This window comes from Cryobacterium sp. TMT2-18-2, from assembly GCF_004402245.1.
Classification (GTDB): Bacteria; Actinomycetota; Actinomycetes; order Actinomycetales; family Microbacteriaceae; genus Cryobacterium; species Cryobacterium sandaracinum.
The window spans coordinates 48,348-67,656 of sequence record NZ_SOFU01000043.1 but is presented as its reverse complement, the minus strand read 5'-3'; the positions used below and the strand labels follow the sequence as shown (position 1 = coordinate 67,656).

Annotated in this window: 21 protein-coding genes; 7 read left to right on the top strand and 14 right to left on the bottom strand. The window is 65.0% G+C overall.

Features of this window, described 5'->3' with window-relative positions; all coding sequences use genetic code 11:
- Positions 1 to 1,946 precede the first annotated feature (1,946 nt).
- Both E3O22_RS15615 and E3O22_RS15610 read right to left on the bottom strand, forming a co-directional pair.
- Positions 1,947 to 2,786, bottom strand: a complete 840-nt coding sequence (locus tag E3O22_RS15615; RefSeq protein WP_134396179.1) for a phosphatidylinositol-specific phospholipase C/glycerophosphodiester phosphodiesterase family protein — start codon at positions 2,784 to 2,786, stop codon at positions 1,947 to 1,949.
- Between the two features lie 146 nt (positions 2,787 to 2,932).
- Entirely contained in the window at positions 2,933 to 3,352 is a 420-nt protein-coding gene (locus E3O22_RS15610; RefSeq protein ID WP_134396180.1) for a hypothetical protein, read from the bottom strand.
- Between the two features lie 600 nt (positions 3,353 to 3,952).
- Here E3O22_RS15610 and E3O22_RS15605 point away from each other — a divergent pair.
- Positions 3,953 to 4,270 carry a PadR family transcriptional regulator gene (locus tag E3O22_RS15605; RefSeq protein ID WP_134396181.1) on the top strand — a complete coding sequence of 106 codons (318 nt, stop codon included), beginning with the start codon at positions 3,953 to 3,955 and terminating at the stop codon, positions 4,268 to 4,270.
- Positions 4,271 to 4,281: 11 nt separating this feature from the next.
- Entirely contained in the window at positions 4,282 to 4,824 is a 543-nt protein-coding gene (locus E3O22_RS15600; RefSeq protein ID WP_134396182.1) for a hypothetical protein, read from the top strand.
- 361 nt (positions 4,825 to 5,185) lie between these two features.
- Here the strand turns inward: E3O22_RS15600 and E3O22_RS15595 are convergent, their stop codons facing one another.
- The 8 genes from E3O22_RS15595 to E3O22_RS15565 all read right to left on the bottom strand — a co-directional run bounded on the left by E3O22_RS15595 (position 5,186) and on the right by E3O22_RS15565 (position 12,735).
- Positions 5,186 to 5,524 (bottom strand): hypothetical protein, encoded by a 339-nt coding sequence (locus tag E3O22_RS15595; protein ID WP_134396183.1) that lies wholly within the window; start codon positions 5,522 to 5,524, stop codon positions 5,186 to 5,188.
- 567 nt (positions 5,525 to 6,091) lie between these two features.
- Positions 6,092 to 6,406 carry a DUF2252 family protein gene (locus E3O22_RS16175; RefSeq protein WP_198410638.1) on the bottom strand — a complete coding sequence of 105 codons (315 nt, stop codon included), beginning with the start codon at positions 6,404 to 6,406 and terminating at the stop codon, positions 6,092 to 6,094.
- Positions 6,343 to 7,182 (bottom strand): DUF2252 family protein, encoded by an 840-nt coding sequence (locus E3O22_RS15590; protein ID WP_198410637.1) that lies wholly within the window; start codon positions 7,180 to 7,182, stop codon positions 6,343 to 6,345. Before E3O22_RS15590 ends, E3O22_RS16175 begins: the two co-directional genes overlap by 64 nt.
- A gap of 488 nt (positions 7,183 to 7,670) precedes the next feature.
- A complete protein-coding gene (locus E3O22_RS15585; RefSeq protein ID WP_134396184.1) occupies positions 7,671 to 9,110 on the bottom strand; it encodes a dihydrolipoamide acetyltransferase family protein in 1,440 nt (479 codons plus the stop codon).
- Positions 9,110 to 10,123 (bottom strand): alpha-ketoacid dehydrogenase subunit beta, encoded by a 1,014-nt coding sequence (locus tag E3O22_RS15580; protein WP_134396185.1) that lies wholly within the window; start codon positions 10,121 to 10,123, stop codon positions 9,110 to 9,112. Before E3O22_RS15580 ends, E3O22_RS15585 begins: the two co-directional genes overlap by 1 nt.
- On the bottom strand, positions 10,120 to 11,310 hold the full coding sequence (pdhA, locus tag E3O22_RS15575; RefSeq protein ID WP_134396186.1) for a pyruvate dehydrogenase (acetyl-transferring) E1 component subunit alpha: 1,191 nt from the start codon (positions 11,308 to 11,310) through the stop codon (positions 10,120 to 10,122). Before pdhA ends, E3O22_RS15580 begins: the two co-directional genes overlap by 4 nt.
- A 110-nt stretch (positions 11,311 to 11,420) precedes the next feature.
- Positions 11,421 to 11,924 carry an Lrp/AsnC family transcriptional regulator gene (locus E3O22_RS15570; protein WP_134396187.1) on the bottom strand — a complete coding sequence of 168 codons (504 nt, stop codon included), beginning with the start codon at positions 11,922 to 11,924 and terminating at the stop codon, positions 11,421 to 11,423.
- A 49-nt stretch (positions 11,925 to 11,973) separates the two neighbouring features.
- Positions 11,974 to 12,735, bottom strand: coding sequence for an oxygenase MpaB family protein (locus E3O22_RS15565; RefSeq protein WP_241976687.1), 762 nt, complete (start codon positions 12,733 to 12,735; stop codon positions 11,974 to 11,976).
- Between the two features lie 96 nt (positions 12,736 to 12,831).
- On the opposite strand from E3O22_RS15565, the gene E3O22_RS16015 reads away from it, so the two are divergent.
- Positions 12,832 to 12,993 (top strand): hypothetical protein, encoded by a 162-nt coding sequence (locus E3O22_RS16015; RefSeq protein WP_166784681.1) that lies wholly within the window; start codon positions 12,832 to 12,834, stop codon positions 12,991 to 12,993.
- Positions 12,994 to 13,267: 274 nt separating this feature from the next.
- Here E3O22_RS16015 and E3O22_RS15560 read toward each other — a convergent pair whose 3' ends face one another.
- A complete protein-coding gene (locus E3O22_RS15560) occupies positions 13,268 to 13,813 on the bottom strand; it encodes a hypothetical protein (RefSeq protein ID WP_134396188.1) in 546 nt (181 codons plus the stop codon).
- Between the two features lie 319 nt (positions 13,814 to 14,132).
- On the opposite strand from E3O22_RS15560, the gene E3O22_RS15555 reads away from it, so the two are divergent.
- Positions 14,133 to 14,696 carry a YceI family protein gene (locus E3O22_RS15555; RefSeq protein ID WP_134396189.1) on the top strand — a complete coding sequence of 188 codons (564 nt, stop codon included), beginning with the start codon at positions 14,133 to 14,135 and terminating at the stop codon, positions 14,694 to 14,696.
- A gap of 246 nt (positions 14,697 to 14,942) precedes the next feature.
- Here E3O22_RS15555 and E3O22_RS15550 read toward each other — a convergent pair whose 3' ends face one another.
- Both E3O22_RS15550 and sepH read right to left on the bottom strand, forming a co-directional pair.
- Positions 14,943 to 15,983 carry an aromatic acid exporter family protein gene (locus tag E3O22_RS15550; protein WP_134396190.1) on the bottom strand — a complete coding sequence of 347 codons (1,041 nt, stop codon included), beginning with the start codon at positions 15,981 to 15,983 and terminating at the stop codon, positions 14,943 to 14,945.
- Positions 15,984 to 16,064: 81 nt separating this feature from the next.
- A complete protein-coding gene (sepH, locus tag E3O22_RS15545) occupies positions 16,065 to 17,216 on the bottom strand; it encodes a septation protein SepH (RefSeq protein WP_134396191.1) in 1,152 nt (383 codons plus the stop codon).
- Between the two features lie 196 nt (positions 17,217 to 17,412).
- On the opposite strand from sepH, the gene E3O22_RS15540 reads away from it, so the two are divergent.
- On the top strand, positions 17,413 to 17,706 hold the full coding sequence (locus E3O22_RS15540; protein ID WP_134396192.1) for a DUF4193 domain-containing protein: 294 nt from the start codon (positions 17,413 to 17,415) through the stop codon (positions 17,704 to 17,706).
- A 6-nt stretch (positions 17,707 to 17,712) separates the two neighbouring features.
- Here E3O22_RS15540 and E3O22_RS15535 read toward each other — a convergent pair whose 3' ends face one another.
- On the bottom strand, positions 17,713 to 18,168 hold the full coding sequence (locus E3O22_RS15535; protein ID WP_134396193.1) for a DUF3093 domain-containing protein: 456 nt from the start codon (positions 18,166 to 18,168) through the stop codon (positions 17,713 to 17,715).
- A gap of 38 nt (positions 18,169 to 18,206) precedes the next feature.
- Here E3O22_RS15535 and dut point away from each other — a divergent pair, with 38 nt between their 5' ends.
- Entirely contained in the window at positions 18,207 to 18,683 is a 477-nt protein-coding gene (gene dut, locus E3O22_RS15530) for a dUTP diphosphatase (protein WP_134396194.1), read from the top strand.
- A complete protein-coding gene (locus E3O22_RS15525; protein WP_134396195.1) occupies positions 18,680 to 19,309 on the top strand; it encodes a DUF3710 domain-containing protein in 630 nt (209 codons plus the stop codon). The genes dut and E3O22_RS15525 overlap by 4 nt, the downstream gene beginning before the upstream one ends.

Sequence of the window (19,309 nt, the reverse complement as noted above, 5' to 3'; positions counted from 1 at the left end):
TGATGTACCGCGGGAGTCCAAGGACCGGCGGGGCGGTGAACGGTGTCGCCTACCCGCACGACAATGCTCGAGTTTCCCCCCGCCAGAACCTCTTCATCCATCTCTCCAACCTAAGGGCTGAAGCGGAACCCTGGACGTGAGCGAGCCCGGCCAGCGTTGCCACTACCACCGAAAAGGTGGCAATTAGGCGTGAGAACGTCTTGACCATTTTCAGTTCGCTCCTGCTGGTGTCGAGGTTGTACGGGACACGGTGCCCGGTGGCCGCGAAGCCCCGACTTTCGGACGCCCGGCGCGGCCGCGTCCTCGTGAACAGGGAGAGTCAACCGGACGGTCTCGCTACGGGCCCAGGCTTCAACGGCCGTCAACAGAGCATCGGTCAAGCCGAACTCGCCGCCACGAAGGGCAGGTGCCACTTACACGCCCATGAGAGGGTGGGCCGGTGTTTGGATCGGGCACGAATCCTGCCATCGTTCCAACCCAGCGCCCTGACTCGGTGATCGCTGAAATCGCGCTGCCCCGTTCATTCACGCCATTGAGCGACGCGAATTCACCGCCATCCAGCGCTGCCCTTCAGGTTGCCCAGGTCGCGATCGATCGCTTTGTTGACGCCACCATTTTGACCCAAATCACAGACGGACGACGAAATCGAATTGGGCTAGCAAAGGACGTCGTTCAGGTCCGTGACGAGTTCGCCGCCCGAGCAAAGAGACACCGAGAGCGGGACGTTTTCCGCATCGATTTTCCAGCAGCCCGCTGGGAGACGCGCGTGCACTCAACAGCAGGGCTGAACGGCGCCGTTCCAGGTCGGTCGGTTCGCAACCCCGGGGCGGCGGGTGCTTGAGCGACGAGCGTCACAGTCGGCTGGATGGATCACACAGCGGGACGCTGAGGTTGGCAAACGGAAGGTGGGCAACGTGATCGGCGATTCGAACGAAAGCGTTCAAGAGGACGATCCTGGTCCTGTTGTCGCGGCCCCGCTGGACCGCTGGCGAGACCTGCCGGCACGGGTGCGCGTGGACGAGCAGAGCATGTCCGTGCCAGCTTCGGACGCACCTGACCCCGAGGGTGGCAGGAACCCTGACTACGACTGGCTGCTCCGCGGCGTGTAAACCAGCGTGCACATCCAATCCGAGGGCAGGATCTGCCAGATCGTTGTCTGGTTGAGGACCATCGCTCCGTGCCGGAACGTAGTGAAGTGGCCACTCTGGTTTGGCAACGCGATTGCTGATGATCGAACCCGGCAGCCGATTTCGGGCGCTCTGAAGTTGAACTTCCGGAATGGACGAGGTTCTACCACAAGCACGACGACGACGAGTGGGACAGTAACGAGAACTCCCTGCGCGATAACGAGGAGGGACGTGCTGTCGCACGGCGAGTAACGGAGGAAGTCGCTACTCGTGATGAGCCCCAACGCGATGCCAGCAATGCCCACCCCGACCGCTGTGCCCAAGCCGCCCGCGACCATGCTGGCCGCGCTCTCGCGAACTGAGCTCCGGTCGACCAAAGCGACTGAAAGGGCCCCTCCGAGCACAGATAGGGTGCAACCAGCAGGCCAACCACCCCGAACTGGGTGGCACCGTTTAGGACTGCGCCCAGCGTCAGATACCTGGACTCTCCTGCACGGTGGTGGTGACTACGGCGTAGCTGCCTGCCCGGTGCAGACGCTCCGTGAAGTGGAGAGGCACGATGTGGATCTCGGTCCTGGCTACACCAGGTTCCGTACGCCCAGTCGGCAGCGAAGGGCGTACCCTGCGACAGGGCCGGTGGATCAGCCTGCGGCCTGTGGTTCATTGGCAGCGGCTCGGCCGGGTATCAGAAATCGGTCGACAGTTTCGGCTACGTCAACGCCGCGAACACCGTGTTCGGGCCGAACTGGGGACACCGATCGATATCAACTGTGTACACAGTACTTCTTTCAGGTCCGGGCGAGCGGATGGCGATTTCCGCTAGCTCCGGCTCCCCAAGAACTCCTCCAGCGCGGCGAGGTCATCGGTATTTATGTGGTCAACGCCGGCCTCGTGCAGTTCAGTCCAGATCGCTTCGCGGGCTTCGCCCGGAATATCGAGGGTCCCCCAGAAACGGACGCGGTAGCCCTGGGAGTGCGCCGACTGCACGTATTCGCGCAGCTTGACCTTTTCGCTTTCCGGCATCGGACCGACGCCCTGCCACACGAATAGCTTGTTCCAATTCTCACTGACCAGCGGCATGAGATCGGCTGGTATTCCAGATGTCAGGTCGCCGGAGCGGCCGTCATAAAATGCCAACCGTGAGTCAAGATTTTGCATGGTTTTTAGAGGGCGGTTGCCGCTGACCACGGCGACAACCGGTGCGGATTTGGTTTTGCCGTTGGTGTACGTGGTCATGATCGAGCGATGCTCAGCCAAGTCTTCCTCAATCGCAGCGTAGGTGCTCTCGCCGTCACTCTTAATGTCGATCAGAAGTTGGAAGCTGCCATCCCAGCCAGAGTAGACACTGCCAGCACGTCCGTCCACGATGCGGTCGAGCGGATCCAGGTAGAGGCTTTCGAGAGTGACCCCCGCCTGGACATCCTCGAGATCGTGAGCGACGAGAAGTTCGCCATCTACGAGCCAAACATCGGCTTCCACACTGGTGAATCCGTGCTCGAGGGCATCAAATAACGGACGCTCATGCTCATAGTCATTGTGAGCGTGGGCGGCAGCCTGCGGTTCACCGAGCACGATGTCGGCCGGTGGTGGTGCGGCCGCGCCGGTGACGGTAGCGAGGCCGACGAGGGTAACGAGAACTAATGCGGTATTTTTGGCCATCAGGGAAGTCCGTTTCTACAAAATGTGTTCCGCCGAGAAAGTCCCGTCGAAATGAGATTGACCGCATTATCGGCTCCACGCGTGTTCCGGTGAACAAGCTGGTTCGGTTTCTAATGCGCAACGGCTACAGTTCTAGCGGCGTCCGGTTACCTGCTGGCGCCGGTCGAACCAACGCACCATGAACGGTCTGGGCCTGCGTGACCGTATTGCCGTGCGGGACGATCCACTGCCGTAATCGTGTCGTGCTGAACTGCGCGCAGGCGAGCCTGCTCGCTCACGGACTGCACGGCCGAATTCAGTTCGCTGACCGGCGGTCGGGCGATGAGCACGCCGGCGACGGCATCATGAACTCCTCGTTCATCAATGACCTCGATGCAACCGCCCCATGTCGGACCGTCGGCCACCGTGTTGACGCCCGCCCAAGTCCACGGTTCCGTCGCTTCACCTACGCCGAACTCCATCAGGGCTTGGTGGTCGGTCCAGGGGATGCCGAAGTCCTCGGACTCGCCCGGATCGGTGAGTTCGATATTGCCTTCGTCCAGCAGTGACGCGCGAAGTGACGCCACGTGCACGTCATCGAGGTGCGGGCCTGGCCCGAGGTGTGTCGCTGTCTCCGAGGAACGATCTGATCGTCGTCGCCCATCGTTGCAGGAACGCCCGGATGGTCGGGTCCGCGAACGCCGCTTCGACATCGGCAGCTCGCGTCTCGGCACGCGCGCCGAGCAGTCGTGTTGTCGGATTCTCGACTGGCACGAGCCCGGTTGCTTCCCTGAAGCGTCGCATCGCCTGCTCGTGGACGGCCTCGGACACCGCAGGAGCGGCGAGATGTCGTGGATCTCCGCGGTGTCTCGATGACACAGGATTTCCTTGCTGGTGCGGTTCAGGGTGCTGCCCAGCGCGTCAACTGAATGGTCCCCTGCTTCGCCCGCGAGCCCAACCTCGACGGAGGCAGATGCGCTGCCCATGCGCGGCGGTTCCGAAGTCTCGGGGGAGCGGCATTCGGGCACGGCTATCGGGACGAATTTGCGGCGCTACTGTCCACACCAGTACCAGGAGTAGACCTCTCCGACATGAATTGAGCCCATGAGCCCATGAGCCCATGAGCGTTTGGCGCTGGCGCACTCGGGTACTTGTGTATACCTAGTACTGGGTCTTATGCTGACGGGATGGCACACGATGCGCAGATGCTCAAGGGAGTCCTCTCCCTCCTCCTACTGCGCCTCGTCCGGGAGCAGGACGACTACGGATACGCCCTCGTGGTTCGTCTTCGAGAGGCCGGGTTCACGGAACTGACGGAAGGCAGCGTATATCCCGCACTGACTCGTTTGGAGTCGGCCGGGCTGCTTGATTCGCGCCTCGTGCGGTCGGCCTCGGGACCGGCACGAAAGTATTACGTTCTCACCGCCGCCGGCCAGGTAGAAGCGACTCGCGCACTCGACGCGTGGACCACGCTCACCGCCAACGTTGATCATGTCCTCAAGTGAAGGAATCCAGAATGAATGTCCTCGACCGCGCCCGCATCGTGGGCGCCACTCTGTCCTACGACCTGTGGCTCGACTTCGCCGGCGTCCCGGGCCAGAGACGACGCGATCTGAGGCGTGAGCTCAGGGCCAACCTCGGTGCTGCGACCGCACTCGTCGGGTCGCGTGATGCCGTCCGAGGATTGGGTAGCACCCGCGGGATGGCCGCAGCTGCAAGCTGCCCAGATCCCACGCGCCCGCGTTGGACAGTCGGATTCACGGTCGGCATCAGTCTCCTCGGACTGTCACTGCTAGCCGAGCTACTCGCTGCACTGAGCTGGCTTGATGGTGCAATGGCTGCAACTCCCGAAAGCCCGGTTACCGGGGCGATGACTTTTTTCCCCGGGTCGAGCCTTACCTACAGCCCGTCCGCCAGTGGCTTCAGCCTCGCGGTCGACGTCGGCTGGGTCTGCCCGGCCGTCGGAATCATCGCCTTCGTACTAGCCTCACGGCCGTGGCGGTTCCTTACCCTCCGCGGTGGGTCGCCCTCGCACTCGCGAACCTTCAACGGGGAGTGATTCTCGAGAATCTGTTTCTGCCGAAGCATCTTCGTCGGGCCAACCCGGCGTCCACTAAGGGCGCTGGAGTCCGAGAACGGAGGCTTACCGTAGCCACTGCTTGTTCACGTGTGCTCGCGCAACCGATTTCTTCAGCCAGCCCGTGCTGTCTGGACGAATTCAGAGAGTCGCCTGACCGTGGCTGTTAACGCCGACCGAGAACAGGACCACTTCTGCCAGGTGAGTTCTCGGGCCAATTCCAGTGGTCGGCAGACCCGTTCGGAGGTGGGGTTTCAATTTCCCGGTCAAACTGCTGTTTCCCGGCCATTAGAGGGCATGGTAGATCGTTTCGTGGGACACATGCCACCGATCGCCACCGCGGTCACTGCCCGGATGCCATACCGAGAGCAATCACCAGAATCGACGCTGCCGGGTAACCACACCACACGGCCATGGATAGGATTCGGCCTGCGCGGATGAACCGCCACGATCCCAGTTGATGTCGGAGCGCCATCGTCTCCACTGGGACCGTTGCCTTGTTCAGTCTCCACTTGAGATTCAAGACAATGAGCGGAATACCGGCAACGACCGCAATAATGCCGAAGATCAACACAGGTGAGGCCAGGACGTCATCACTGCGGGGATTCAGACGGCTGATCAACTGGAACAGTCCGAACGAGACCAAGTTGACAATGAGCACAGCGTTCAGGAGCAGAGTCATTCGCTGATTCGTCGTCCCAAAATGCAGGATATATCGCTGATTCGGAAACCCCTCCTGATCGAGGACCTCAGAGGCATCCGCTCTCAGAGCTGCTCGGCGCCAGCGTGCAATCATTGTGGGCACGAAGTAGCCCGCATAGAACGGACCACCACAGAGCATGACTATGCCGACTGTGGCCGGGACAATGAACACAAGAGTTCCGGCGACGGATCCGGTAACCAGTAAGGCTGCGACGATCAGAGATACGGCACCCCAGCCGTACCGGGACCGTTCAGGCGCCGCTGGCTCCATTACAGGTCCCGTCACTTGCCCGTCCTCTCCTGCTCGACGAGCGCGGCATGCAGAGCCGTTGCCTACCCGTCAAGACATGCCTACCCCTGAGTAAGCCTCCCACGCGACTGCGTGCAACGGTCTGTTGCACATTTGTTTTCGCCCAACGCCAAACGCGCAACCCCGTGTGGGCCGTAGTCCGCTCGCTGCTCTGCCGCGCCTAGCGCTGGCGCGAACGGACTGGGACTCCTCTTGCTGTCGGTGCCGCGGTAGAGCCCCGGTCGTCGACAGTGTCTATCACCGCGGCATGCTCTCGACGGTCTTGTCGGCGATGGCCTTGACCAGCTGTACGTGATCCCGCTCGTTCTGCTCGGCGTAGCGGCGGGAAAACTCTGTCATTCCTGTGGCGAACTGAGGACCTTTTCCCATGTAGCTGCTTATGGCTTGCGGGTCGCCGGAGCGGGCGTGGGCGCGAGCTAATGTCTCGCCACAGGCAGTGGCAAACTCGATGAGGCGTGAGCCGACAAGGTCGATGCTCGGGATAATCTTCATGTCACGGAATTGGCGTACGTAATAGTCCCTCCCGTGGAACGAGCCCCAACCGACAAAGATGTCGGTGGCGCGTCGATGGTGACCCGGATCGGTGGATCTTCGGTGATGCGCGGGCGACCGTGAACCATGTCAGTGAGCTTGGTGAAGGCATGCCGGCTTGTGCGCCGCTCCTTCTGCTTCTCGATGTGGATCGACACGCCCCCGCGATCGGCAGGCTTGAAGTAATTGACCAACCTCTCAACGTGCATGCCGTCGTACCAAATGTCTAGCTCGGGCGCGGTGGCGTAGCGGCGCATCCGGATCTGATAGGCCTCGATAGCAGCGCCCACGGCAGCATCAGCGCGTCTCGCGCTAATCCTGTCCTGGCGTGCGGCTACCACCAAACTGGCCGCGAGCCGCTTCACATCCCACTCGAAGGGTCCAGGTAGCGTCTCGTCAAAATCGCGCAGGTCAAACATCAGGCGCCGCTCTGGAGTGGCCCAAAGGCCGAAATTGAGGACATGGGCATCACCGCAGAGCTGCACATTGAGCCCACTGTTCGGTTGAGAGGCGAGGTCGGCTGCCATGACGGCCGCAGCCCCTCGGAAATAGTTCCAAGGAGAGGCCGCCATTCGATCGTGGCGAATGGGGAGGAGCTCGGGGACCCGGATACTGTCTTGGGACAGGATCGTTTCCAGAGCGTCGTGGCCTCGTGCCGCCTCATCCCATACCCCTGTTCGCCTCCGACCCGCACGTTTACGGGCAAGCCTTCCGGATTCTCGTCGCTCACCTGTAGTTTCTGAAAGATCGCGCAGCGCACGCAGCGGTGACGCCCCCGTCGGGTTGAATTCGGTCATGGAAGACCATCTCTCTGTCGGTGGCCAGCTAAATTCGGCCGCAAGTATTCCACGGCACCCCCCACGTCATGCCCGTTGCGCACTTTCCAAAATGTGCGGTTGCTGCGATGCGTCTCGGACGGAAACCCGTGGTTATGCATGGCCCGACAACACGCGTGAAGGATAGAAGTTTCGTGTCACACCCAGTCGCCAGGGCATCGCTGTGACCGTGATCGATAAGTAGCGCGGTTATCGCAGCGCTAGTTGGCGCGCCTCCGAGTCCCGCACGATCGTCTCGCGCACACACCGATGGCCGAGTGAACCCTTGCAAGAAACGTCAACGCCCGCCCGGATAGCCCGTCCGGTGAGGATTCGCACTTGAGGGCGTCAATGGCAACACACCCCAGTGGCAGGACCCCTGCCCCGAGGTGTCTTTGCCTGTCGTAGACGACCCGGCGCACGCCTCGACCCCAGATGGCACAGCAGGGTCGAGGCGGTTCGCGGCTCGGTCAGAGGTCGGCGAGCATGCTCACCGGGTTCTCGATGCAGCGTGCGACGTAGGTGAGGAAACCGGCGGCGGTGCCTCCGTCACAGACCCGGTGGTCGAAGACCAGCGACAGCTCGACCACAGTGCGCACCGCAAGGGCGTGATTGACCACCCAGGGGCGCTCGATCATCCGCCCGATGCCCAGAATTGCAGCCTCGGGGTGGTTGATGATCGCTGCTGACCCGTCGACACCCAGAGCACCGAAGTTGTTCAGGGTGAAGGTGCCGCCGCTGAGTCGAGATGGGGAAAACGAGCCATCCGCCGCTTGGGTCACGATACCGGCGATCGCATCCCGCAGTTCGCGTGTGGTCAGTGAGTGGGCGTCGTGCACCACCGGCACCATCAGCCCCCGCGGGGTCTGAGCGGCGAGCCCGAGGTTGATGGCACCGCGTTGCAGGATCTCTTGGCTGGCCGTGTCGACTGAGGAGTTCAGCAGCGGAAACCGGCGCAGTCCGGCCACCGTGAACCGGGCGATCAGCGCAGTCACGCTGAAGCGCTCACCTGTGGCTTCGAAGAGGCGGTCCCGCGCGGCGAAGAGCTCGGTGGCGTCCACATCGAGCCAGACGGTTGCCTCGGGGATCTCCCGGCGCGAGACGGTCATTCGCTCCGACACCACCCTGCGCAGGCCGGTGATCGGGATGCGGATGTCGTCGGTGGGCGCGGCCCGGAATACGACCGGCTCCGCCACGGGTGCAGGTTGGGCCAGTGCCGCGGGATCGACCACCGGTGTGGACTCAACCACTGCGGCCCGTTCCCGGATTGCCGATTCCACGTCCCGGCGCAGCACAAGCGCGTTGCTCCCGCTGCCGATCAGCAGGGTCGCGTCGAGGCCGTTTTCGCGGGCCAGACGCCGAACCAGCGGTGAGACCACGGGGGAGCGGCCGGCCAGGTAAGACGCAGAGGTGGGAGCCGTTACCGGGGTGGCCGGAGTCACGTCGGAGACCGGTTCGACGATTGCCGCGAGGACCGGAGCCGCTGAGCCGGATCGCACGCCGAAGCGCGCAGTGGCAGGGCGCCGCACGGGACGCGTGATCTCGCTCGTGCCGTAGCCGATGAGCACGGCACCGGATGCCGACCCGTCGACCTCCGTGACCGGAACCCCGGCTGAAATCGCTGCGGGCGATACAGCAGTCCGAGCGGTCGGCCGTGCGGTGTCGGCCTCGGCGGCATCCGTCACTGTCAGCAGCACCTGCCCGGCGTGAACGATCTGGCCGGCGACCCCGTTCAGGGCCTCGACCACACCGCCGAACGGCGACGGCAACTCCACGATGGACTTGGCCGATTCGACCTCCACCACGGGCTGGTCGATGGTGATGGTGTCGCCCACGGCCACCAGCCAGGACACGATTTCAGCCTCGGTGAGTCCTTCGCCGAGGTCGGGCAGGATGAAGTTTTGAGCCATCAGTTCCACTCCCAGGTTCCTAGGGCGGCCAGGATGCGGTCGGGAGTGGGAAGAAAGTATTGCTCGAGCTTGGGGGAGGGATAGGGGATATCGAAACCCGTGATCCGCAGGATCGGCGCTGCCAGGTGGAAGAAGTTGCGCTCGGTCAGCCGGGCGGCAACCTCGGCCCCGTAGCCGCCGAACTGCGCCGCCTCGTGCAGCACAGCAGCGCGGGAGGTCTTCCGCAGGGAGGCACCCACCGTCTCGTCGTCGAACGGGGAGAGGCTGCGCAGGTCGATCACCTCGATCGAGAGCCCCTCGGCGACGGCCAGCTCGGCCGTCGCGAGGGCCGTTTTCACGGTCGGACCGTAGGCGATCAGCGTGACGTCGGTTCCCTCCCTCAGCACGACCGCGGTGGTCATCGGCGCGGTGCGCACAGGCAGGCTGAGCTCGGCCTTGGCCCAGTACCGGCTCTTGGGTTCGAGGAAAATGACCGGGTCGTCAGAAACAATGGCCTCGCGGAGCATCGAATAGGCATCCGCCGGATTCGATGGCGAGACCACAGTGAGACCGGGCGTGGCCGTCCAGTAGGCCTCGGAGGAATCGGAGTGGTGTTCCACACCCCCGATATCGCCGGCGTAGGGGATCCGGATCACAATGGGCAGCTGGATGCGCCCACGGGTGCGGTTGCGCATCTTGGCCACGTGCGAAACGATCTGCTCAAACGCCGGGTAGCTGAACGCGTCGAACTGCATCTCGACCACCGGGCGCAGGCCGTACATGGCCATGCCGATCGCGGTGCCCACGATCCCCGATTCGGCCAGCGGCGAGTCGCTCACTCGGCTCTCCCCGAATTCGGCGTACAGCCCGTCAGTCACCCGGAAGACGCCGCCGAGCGGGCCGACATCCTCACCGAACAGCACGACGGTCGGATCGTCGCGCATCGCGTCCTGGATCGCGGCATTCAGCGCCGCCGCCATGGTGAGAGTGACCGGTGCGCGCAGGGGCGTCGGTGCGGTGTCGGGGAGCGTCATGAGTTGACTCCTGAGTGGGCGGCGACGGATGCTGCGGCGGCGTGCTCTGCGTGCTCTGCGTGCTCTGCGTGCTCTGCGTGCTCTGCGTGCTCGGCGAGCTCGGCTGCGAGGAAGGCTCGTTGTTCCGCCAGGGCGGCGCGCGGGGTCGCGTAGACGTGGTCGAACAGCTCCAGCGGATCCACTGGGGCGGACCGGGTCATGCATTCGCGGGTGTCCGCCGCCAGGTCCTCGGCCTCGGCACGGATGTCCGTACGCTCCGCGTCGTTCAGCGCGCCGATTTCGCACAGGTAGGTGTCCAGGCGGGTGATCGGGTCGCGGCGTCGCCAGATCTCCAGATCCCCGGGATCGCGGTAGCGGCTCGGGTCGTCGGAGTTCGTGTGTGCCTCCATCCGATAGGTCAGACCTTCGATCAGGGTTGGACCGTGGCCGGCGCGGGCGTTCTCCACTGCCGTCGTGGTGACCGCGTACATCGCGGCGACGTCGTTGCCGTCCACAAAGTAGCCAGGCATCCCGTAGCCGATGGCCTTGTCGGCGATGGTGCGGCAGCGCATCTGCTTGTCCAGTGGCACGCTGATCGCGTACTGGTTGTTCTGCACTACGAAGACGACCGGGGCCTGCCAGACGGCAGCGAAGTTGAACGCCTCGTGGGCGTCCCCCTCGCTGGTGGCGCCGTCGCCGAGCAGGGTCAGTGCGACGGTGCGTTCCCGTTTGAGCTTGGACGCGGTCGCGAGCCCCACGGCGTGCAGTGCCTGTGTCGCCAGAGGGGTGGACTGCGGGGCGATCCGGTGGGCGTTCTGGTCGTAACCGCTGTGCCAGTCCCCACGGAACGAGGCCAGGATGTGCTCGGGCGGTACGCCGCGGGACAGTAGGGCGATGCTGTCCCGGTAGGTGGGGAAGAGCCAGTCCTCGGCGCCGAGGGCGGCGACCGCGGCGATCTCGCAGGCCTCCTGGCCGAGAGCTGATGGGTACGTCGCCAGGCGTCCCTGCCGGGTCAACGCGGTCACCTGCACGTCGAAGCGGCGGGCGACGACCATGCGCCGGTAGAGATTGAGTAGTGTGGCCGGGTCCGGCAGGACAAACCCGCCGGCCTCATCGAGCGGCGCGGCGCGGCCGGTGTCATCGATCAGGCGGAGGGGACGCGGCGCGGCGAGGGGGCTCTCAACCAGGCTCTCGACATTGAGGCTCATGTCGCAATGGTGGGGCATCTCCGCGCCCTAGACGATGTCCGGGTGACGGATGCGAACGATTGGTCCGAAGCTGCGTCGCGCCGGACCATTCGTCCGCGGAAAACGACCGTTCAGCGCCAGCTGTCCGCAGCGCGGGCCGGGGGCAGGCCGGTGATTTCCTCGAGGATGAGGTGGGACCGGGTGGAGATCACGCCGGGCATGCTGTGGATATCGCGCAGGATGGCTTGGCTCAGCTGCTCGTGGTCCGGAGCGCTGACGGTGAGGATGATGTCGATGTCGCCGCTCACGGCCTGAGCTTTTTCGACGAAGGGCAGTTCACTCAGGCGCCGGGCCATCTCGGCCCAGGAGACATCGCCGATCTTGACGATCACGAGGGCGGAGACCCTGAGCCCGAGCGCCCGCCGGTCGATCTGTGCTCCGAATCCGGTGACCACACCGTGACGCACGAGATTCTGCATCCGGCTGTGCGCGGTGGTGCGGGAAATGTGCACGAGCACGGCCAGCTGGCGCATCGATAGGCGGCCGTCGCGGCTGAGTTCGGCCACGATCTGCCGGTCGATCGCGTCGAGACCGTCGGGCGTGCCGGGGGCGGCGGGGGCCGAGTGCTGCGTCATTGGAATCCTCAGGCTGGGGAAACCCTCAGACTACCGCCAGCCCAGGTGACTACCGCATCGCGCGCAGGTAGTGGTTCTTGGGCCAGTGGCGCAGCCGGCGCGGAAGCCGCGGATAGACACGTGCGGTCAGCCGGATCAGCCGGTCGAAGCGGCGCTGCGCCCCCGCGGTCCAGGGCAGGCCGAACAGTTCCCGCACCGAGCCAGGGAGCAGCCCGACGGTCACGAACCGGCCCAGTGGCATCATCAGCCGCAGCCAGAGCGGCCCGGTGCGGGGATGCAGCAGCTGGCGTGCCACGGCGCGCGTGGCGGCATCCGTCTGCAACTCGCCGATGCGTCGGTCCCAGTAGGCGCCGAAGGCGGCCCGGTTGGGCGGCCACAGCTCCGCCGGCATCTGCAACGCCGTGCCTAGCACGGCGTACTCCCGGTAGAGCGCGTCCGCCGTGGCTCCGTCAAGCGGGCCGTAGACCAGCTCCCGCATGGTCAGGGCGGAGTCATATAGGGTCGCCGCCACCCAGAGCTGCAGCTCCGGGGTGAAGGCGTTGTAAGCCGGACGATCCGCGGTGGCCAAGCCCGACACCGGGGCGTGGGCGTGATCGACCCGGCGCCGTGCCCGGCCGGCCGCCTCCGGCGATCCGAACACGACCGCGTACACGTAGGTCAGGGTGCCGCGCAGCCGATCGAGCGGTCGGGAGGCGAAGTCGCTGTGGTGCGCAATTCCGTGGCCGATCGCCGGATCGGCGATCTGCAGGAGGATTGACCGCCCGCCGGCGGCGATCAGCACGGCCTCGCCGGCCATGTCCCTCATCTGCATGCGCGCCTCCCCGCTCGAAGACCGATTGTAACGGCGCCGGCGGTGAAACGGATGGGCGCTTCGCCACGACTGCTGCCGGCGGGTCAGCCTGGACCGATGATCTCCGGCCGACGACACCCGGCCCCAGCCCGCCGCCTGGCGGCGCTCGCCGCCATGGCCCTGCTGGCCCTCACCCTCTCCGGCTGCACCGCGGCGCGCGGAACGGACGCGAAAAGCGCCGCCGCCCCGCTGTCATCCTGGAAGAAATGCGGGCAATGACGGATGCCCTCAGCCCCGACCCGGAACTCCCGCTACTCATCGGCATCGACCAGAGGGGCGGCGAGGTCTCCCGGCGAATCCCGCACGGTACGGCACCGATGTCACCGTACTGATCGGCAGATTCGTCGAAGCGGTCGATACCGGGCGGCTCACGTCGGAGCAGATCGATGATGCTGCCTACAAGCTCCTGGTGCTGCGCGTCCGGGCCGCCCTCAGTGGGGTGTCACCAGGGTCATGACCCAGTACGCCGAACGCCCGGTCAGCGCTCAGTCCGCTAACCCTCTGCCGTGCCGACGAAGTACGCCGTGACAACCTCGCGGGTGGTGAGCGGATCTTCCCCCGAAATGGGCGCGACGCGCACCGTCCACCGGGGACCTGACCGATCGATGCCGTCTGCGCTCTCGGCCCAGACCGCACCATCGTCCGTGCACGAGTAGGTGCCGTACCAGGCGGGGTGCTCGGTCAGGTCGTTCCAAACGCCACCGCTGCGAATCAGGCAGCGGTCCCCGTCGCTGAGCAACAGCCCGAGCGGTCGCGCCTGCTCGGGCGCGGTGGCCGCCGGCCGGCTCCCGGTGCTCGGCAGGCGCACCACCTCCGTGGTCCACGGGTCGCGGTAGCAGACCACAAAACCGGGCGCCGCATCCTGCCAGCACGCTACGGCGAACGCGCTCGACGGTGTGCAGGCGTGGATGTTGTCGTCGACGGCGACCGCGGACGGCCGTATATCGACCGACGCGCTGCCACAGTCGAGCGTGACGGTCGTCACCTCGGTGACGGTGAAGCCCGCGGCAGGCAGACCGTCCTCGGTGATCGGGCGCATTACCACGATCTCGGTTCCCGGCGCCGTAGTAGAGGAGGGAGACGAAGGGGCCGGGGACGCGCACCCGGCGAGCAAGGCGATCAGCAGACCCAGGGGGAGCAAGAACCGTGAGCGCATTTCAGCCCTCCGTTCCACCCATGCACCAGCCCCCTGAGCGACTGACGGTACCCTCGGCCCCGGAGGCAGTCAAGGGATTCAGGCGGGAGTGGCCGGACCACTGTCGAAAAGAACTCTCCCCGATTCGGAATAATTCACTTTCCTATGCGCTTGCATGAAAGTGAGGACGAGAATCCACCGTTCCGCGAATTGAGGAGAACCCATGACTCAGACCACCGCAGTGAGCATCCCCGGCTACAAGGCCGGAACCTGGACCATCGACCCGACCCACAGTGAGGTCGGATTCAGCATCCGTCACCTCATGATCAGCAAGGTCAAGGGCACGTTCGAGAAGTTCGACGCGACCTTCGTCACCGGCGAGAACCCGCTCGACTCCTCCGTTACGGCCACGGCTCAGGTCGTGTCGATCAACACCAACCAGGCGGACCGCGACGGCCACCTGCGCACCGGCGATTTCTTCGACGCCGAGACCTACCCGACCATCAGCTTCGTCTCTACCGGCGTGCGCCAGGTCAAGGAGGACTTCCTCGTCGACGGCAACCTCACCATCAAGGGCGTCACCAAGCCCGTAACCTTCGACTTCGAGTTCGGCGGCTTCGGCACCGACCCGTACGGCAACTACAAGGCCGGCGCCACAGCGAAGACCGAGGTCACCCGCGCCGACTTCGGCCTCACCTATAACGCGGCCCTTGAGACCGGCGGAATGCTGCTCGGCGAAAAGGTCACCATCACCATCGAACTTCAGGCCGCGCTCAACCAGGCGTAGTCGTTCCCGCGCAGAGGTCTGCGCCGGGTGGACACGATTACGAGAGGGACCCCACGGGAGTGGGGTCCCTCTCGTGTTGACCTTTGGTCAGGGTACCGACGCGGTCGCTCCGACCCTCTGCGCCCCGGGTTAGTGCTCGTGAATGAGAGACCACGCTGCTCGGGCCGAGCGCAGGCGTCCGGGGACAGAAATTCGCGCGCTCACTTTCGATCCGACGGGCATATTCCGAACCTCGGAAATCATCGGCTATTCGCCCTTGATCTCCTCACGCACCCGGCGTAGGTCCTCCATCAGCGATCCGATCAGGATCCAGTGCTGCGGATGCGGCGTCGCAATGATCAGAGGGGCGGTCAGGGTGGGTGGTTCCTGTGACAGGCTGACCTGCTGGGCGCCGGGGTGGTCCACCTGTTCGGCGAGGAGCCTCAGGTCATGGGCGGCACGGCTCAGCTCGACAGTGATCGCGAGCACCGTGGGCTCGAGGTGCAGGGAATGGTCGTAGTGGTCGCGCAGGGACCGGGTCATACCGATCGCGCGTGCCACGAGCGAGGTCAGCCGCGCGAAGAGCTCCTCGTCGATGTCGAGGAGACGCCGGTTCACCGCATGCCGCGGGTTAAGCGTGAGGCTCTCCTCGGCCTGCTTGAGCGCCTGATCCGCCTTGGCGAGCATGGGGCGCAGCAGACGCACCTTGATCATCATCTCTTCGATCTGGCTGGCCTTCTGCGGAAACCGCAGGGCGTCAACGATCCGGTCGAGGGTGTCCGCGATCTCGTAGGCAAGTCGGATCACAGCCGCGTGGGCCGGACGAAGAAGCACTGGTGGCACGATCAGGGCGTTGACGAGGAGGGCGGCTGCCGCCCCGATGATGGTTTCGACGATGCGATCCCGCGCGTATTCAGCCGTAGCCGTACCGATTGTGAGTAAGAGCATGGCGCTGATTGGAATTTGGCTCGCCGAGCTGGGGGCCAGCCGAAGCGCCCACGCCAGCATGATGCAGAACACGATGGCCAGGAGAACGACCCAGCTGGACTGGCCGAATGCGACACCGACGCCATAGGCGATGATGACCCCGCCGATAACACCCAGACTGCGTTCGACCGCGCGACCGAGGGTCTGGTTGATGTTCGGCTGCACCACCAGCAGGGCGGCGATCGCGGCGAAGACCGGCAGCTGCTCCGTGTCCAGTAGCAGTTGCGACAGGATCCAGCCGAGGGCGACCGCCACGGATGTCTTCACTGCCTGGAGCAGAGGAATCCGGCTTGTGGATCGCAGCCGGGTGTTGATTCTCACGTGCCTAGGGTAGTCGAATGCGTCGGCGGGTCGCATGCACCGGCACGTCGGACCGGTGCCGGTGCCGCTTAAACCCTGGTGCTAGGGCAGGTCGTCGTCGGTGCGGGCACCGAACACGATTTCGTCCCAGCTGGGCATCGAGGCCCGCCCGCGCTTGCCATGACCCGACGCTCGCGGAGTTGCGGCCGGTGACTGACCCCCGGCGGCCTGGGCAGACCAGGCGTTGCGGGGGGCCTCGGTCGGCGGAGCGGCGAGAGCCGAGGGAGCGGCGTGGGGTTCCGCGGCGGCCTCGGCCGGCTGGTCCACCAGACGGATGCCCGGGGCCGGGCTGGTGCTGGCGGGGTTGCTGAGGCTGGAATGGCTCTCGACCTGGTTACTTTCGAAAGCGGCGGCTTCGCGCTCCCCGCGGCGGCGGCGCAGTGACGCCAGCAGGTCGGCCGTCTCGCTCAGGCTCTGCGGCGGTTCGTCGGCGCGCTTGATGGCTGCACGGGACACGGCATCCGTCGTACCGGCCGAACGGGAATACGGCACCGGGTCCAGAAGCGGCGCAGTATCGTTCAACGTCTCCTCGGACAGTGATTCCTTGAATGTGAAGGCGCCGCTGTCGAAGCGGGACACATCGGCGAGGCTGGTCTCGGCGCCGACGGCCCGCAGCCGCGGGATCAGGGCACCCTTCAGTTCGCCCTGTTGCGACAGGGCGATGGCTTCACTGCCGACCGGAGAAAGAGAGTTCTTCTTGGGTTCGAAGCTCCACCGAGCGTCGTGGTCGATGTCATCGGCAGTGAAGGCCAATTTGACGATCCAGCCGGCGCCGGGTTCTTTCCAACTGGCCCAGCGCTCGTTCGTAGCGCCGAGCGAGGCCAGACGCTCACGGATGACGGTGCCGAAGTTGGCGCCGCCCTCGATCGGGTCGAGATCGATGGCGGTGTGCACCGGCACGCTCAGCGCGCAAGAGACCATGTAGTCGCGTTCGGCGACGACCGGGCCCTCGAAGCGGCGCACAAACTCGATGGCCGCACCCGTGACCGCGGCGACGTCCTCGGCGGACATGCCGGCCCGGATGTGCGCCTGAACCTCCCGGGGGCTCAGCTTCGGCCCCGACGCCGGTTCCACCTGGGCCTGGCGCAGCCGGGACTGGAGAACTTCGTCGATGGGGATCCTGAATCGGTCTCCCTCTTCAGACGCTGCGAGCAGCGCACCGCTCTCGACTCCAATAACTTTCAATTCCTGCATGTTGAAAGCCCTTTCGCCATCACTAGTGCGACCAAGACTGCCATGTAAAGAGTGAATCTTCGGGGAATACGCCGGGCGTGCCGCAAGTTGATCACTGTGCCGAGCAAATAGCGCGGCGTGTAGTTTGCTATTCCGCCCGGATTGTTGGAAACTATGGCCGCCGAAATCCTTTCTCGGCGTAACTGAATGGATGGGTATGGCAACCGATTACGACGCACCACGGAAGACCGAAGACGACTCAGAGTCGATTGAGGCCCTCAAGGAGCGCGTACCCGACAAGATGTCCGGTGTCGTAGATGTCGACGACTCGGACAACCCCGGTGGTTTCGACCTTCCCGGCGCCGATCTGTCCGACCTCGACCTCGATGTCGTCGTTCTGCCTCCGCAGGCGGACGAGTTCACCTGCGTGGAGTGCTTCCTGGTGAAGCACCGTTCGCAGATGTCGCACGAGACCAAGCTCGGCCCGGTATGCCAGGAGTGCGACTCCTAAACGCGCTCAATCATGTGATGCTGGCCGTCGCGATCCATTGATCGCGGCGGCCAATTTCTGTGGGCGCCGCGTCGACACCAGCCAATACGGCGCCGGATCCGTCGCATCCACGATCGGGATTCGCACGACGGGCCGAATCCAGCCGCGGATGAGCAGCCAGGCCCGGGCGTCGAGCCGTTGGCCACGTTCCAGGGCTGCCTCAGCTCCGTCGAAGGGCTGAACCTCGCCGACCAGATCGATCGATATAGTCGCGCGCCCGGCGGTGAGCTCACCGCCCCGCACCTGCACCACCGGTGCCGACAAGAGCAGCGCCAGAACGCAAGCGGCGTACAGACCGGCGGCCAGCAGCACCCCGGCCAGCATCGAAATCGGTGCGAACACGAGGATGCTGGCAGGAATAATGAGCGCAGTCGCCACATAGGGTGCGGGCGAGGCCCAGAGTTTTTCGCGATATTCAGGCATGGGTCTATTCGATCAGACTTCTGCACTAGCCTCGACACGTGGCAGAAAGCGTCGAAGTCCTGATTACCGCGTCCATCCTCCCGAGCTACGCGCACCCGGGTGACGCGGGAGCGGACCTTCATTCCTCCGAGGCTCTAGTCCTGGCCCCCGGCGAACGAGCACTGGTCGGCACGGGCGTGTCGATCGCCCTGCCCGACGGTTTCGCGGCATTCGTCGTGCCCCGCAGCGGTCTCGCGTCAAAGCACGGCATCACGATCGTGAACGCGCCGGGCACCGTCGACGCCGGGTATCGCGGCGAGATCAAGGTGACGCTGCTCAACACCGACCAGACCACGCCCCATGCGATCGCGATCGGCGACCGCATCGCCCAGATCATCATCATGCCCGTCAGCCGGGCTGCGTTCATTCCCGTGGATCGGCTGCCCGGCAGCCAACGCGGAGTTGGCGGGTTCGGGTCCACCGGCCTGAGCCGGAACATCAGCACGGGCACCTCAACGTCAGGAGACAACCAGTGAGCGACACCGCGAACCCGGAGGAGAACCCGGACGAGACGGCCAAGTCGGCGCCGGAAGATCGTGCGACCGAGGGTCCCCTCGACGAAGCCGAAGCCAACCCGGTGCGGCCCTACGTGGACCTCGGCGGGGTCAAGATCCTCCCGCGTGAGGGGCTTCACCTACGGTTGGAGATCGAAGAAGGCAGCAAGCGGGTCGTGGCGATCGGGCTCGATTACGCCGGCTCCACCCTCCAGGTACAGCCGTTCGCCGCGCCCCGCTCAAGTGGCCTGTGGAACGAAATTCGCGCCCAGATCGCCGATCAGATCGGCAAGCAGGGGGGAACGACGACTCTGCGCGAAGGCCCGTTCGGCCCGGAATTGGTGGCAGAGATCCCCGTGGCCGCGGGTCAGGGATCCGACGGAATGAGCAGGCTGGCCCGCTTCATCGGAGTCGACGGCCCGCGCTGGTTCCTGCGCGGCGTGATTGCCGGCGAGGGTGCCATCAACGCCGACGCCGCGACCGAGATCGAAGACCTATTCCGCAGCATCGTCGTGGTGCGCGGATCCGCTCCGATGCCGCCGCGTGACCTCATTCCGCTGCGGATGCCGGCCACCCCCGCCTCTGCGGCCGAGCCGGGCCAGTCCTGA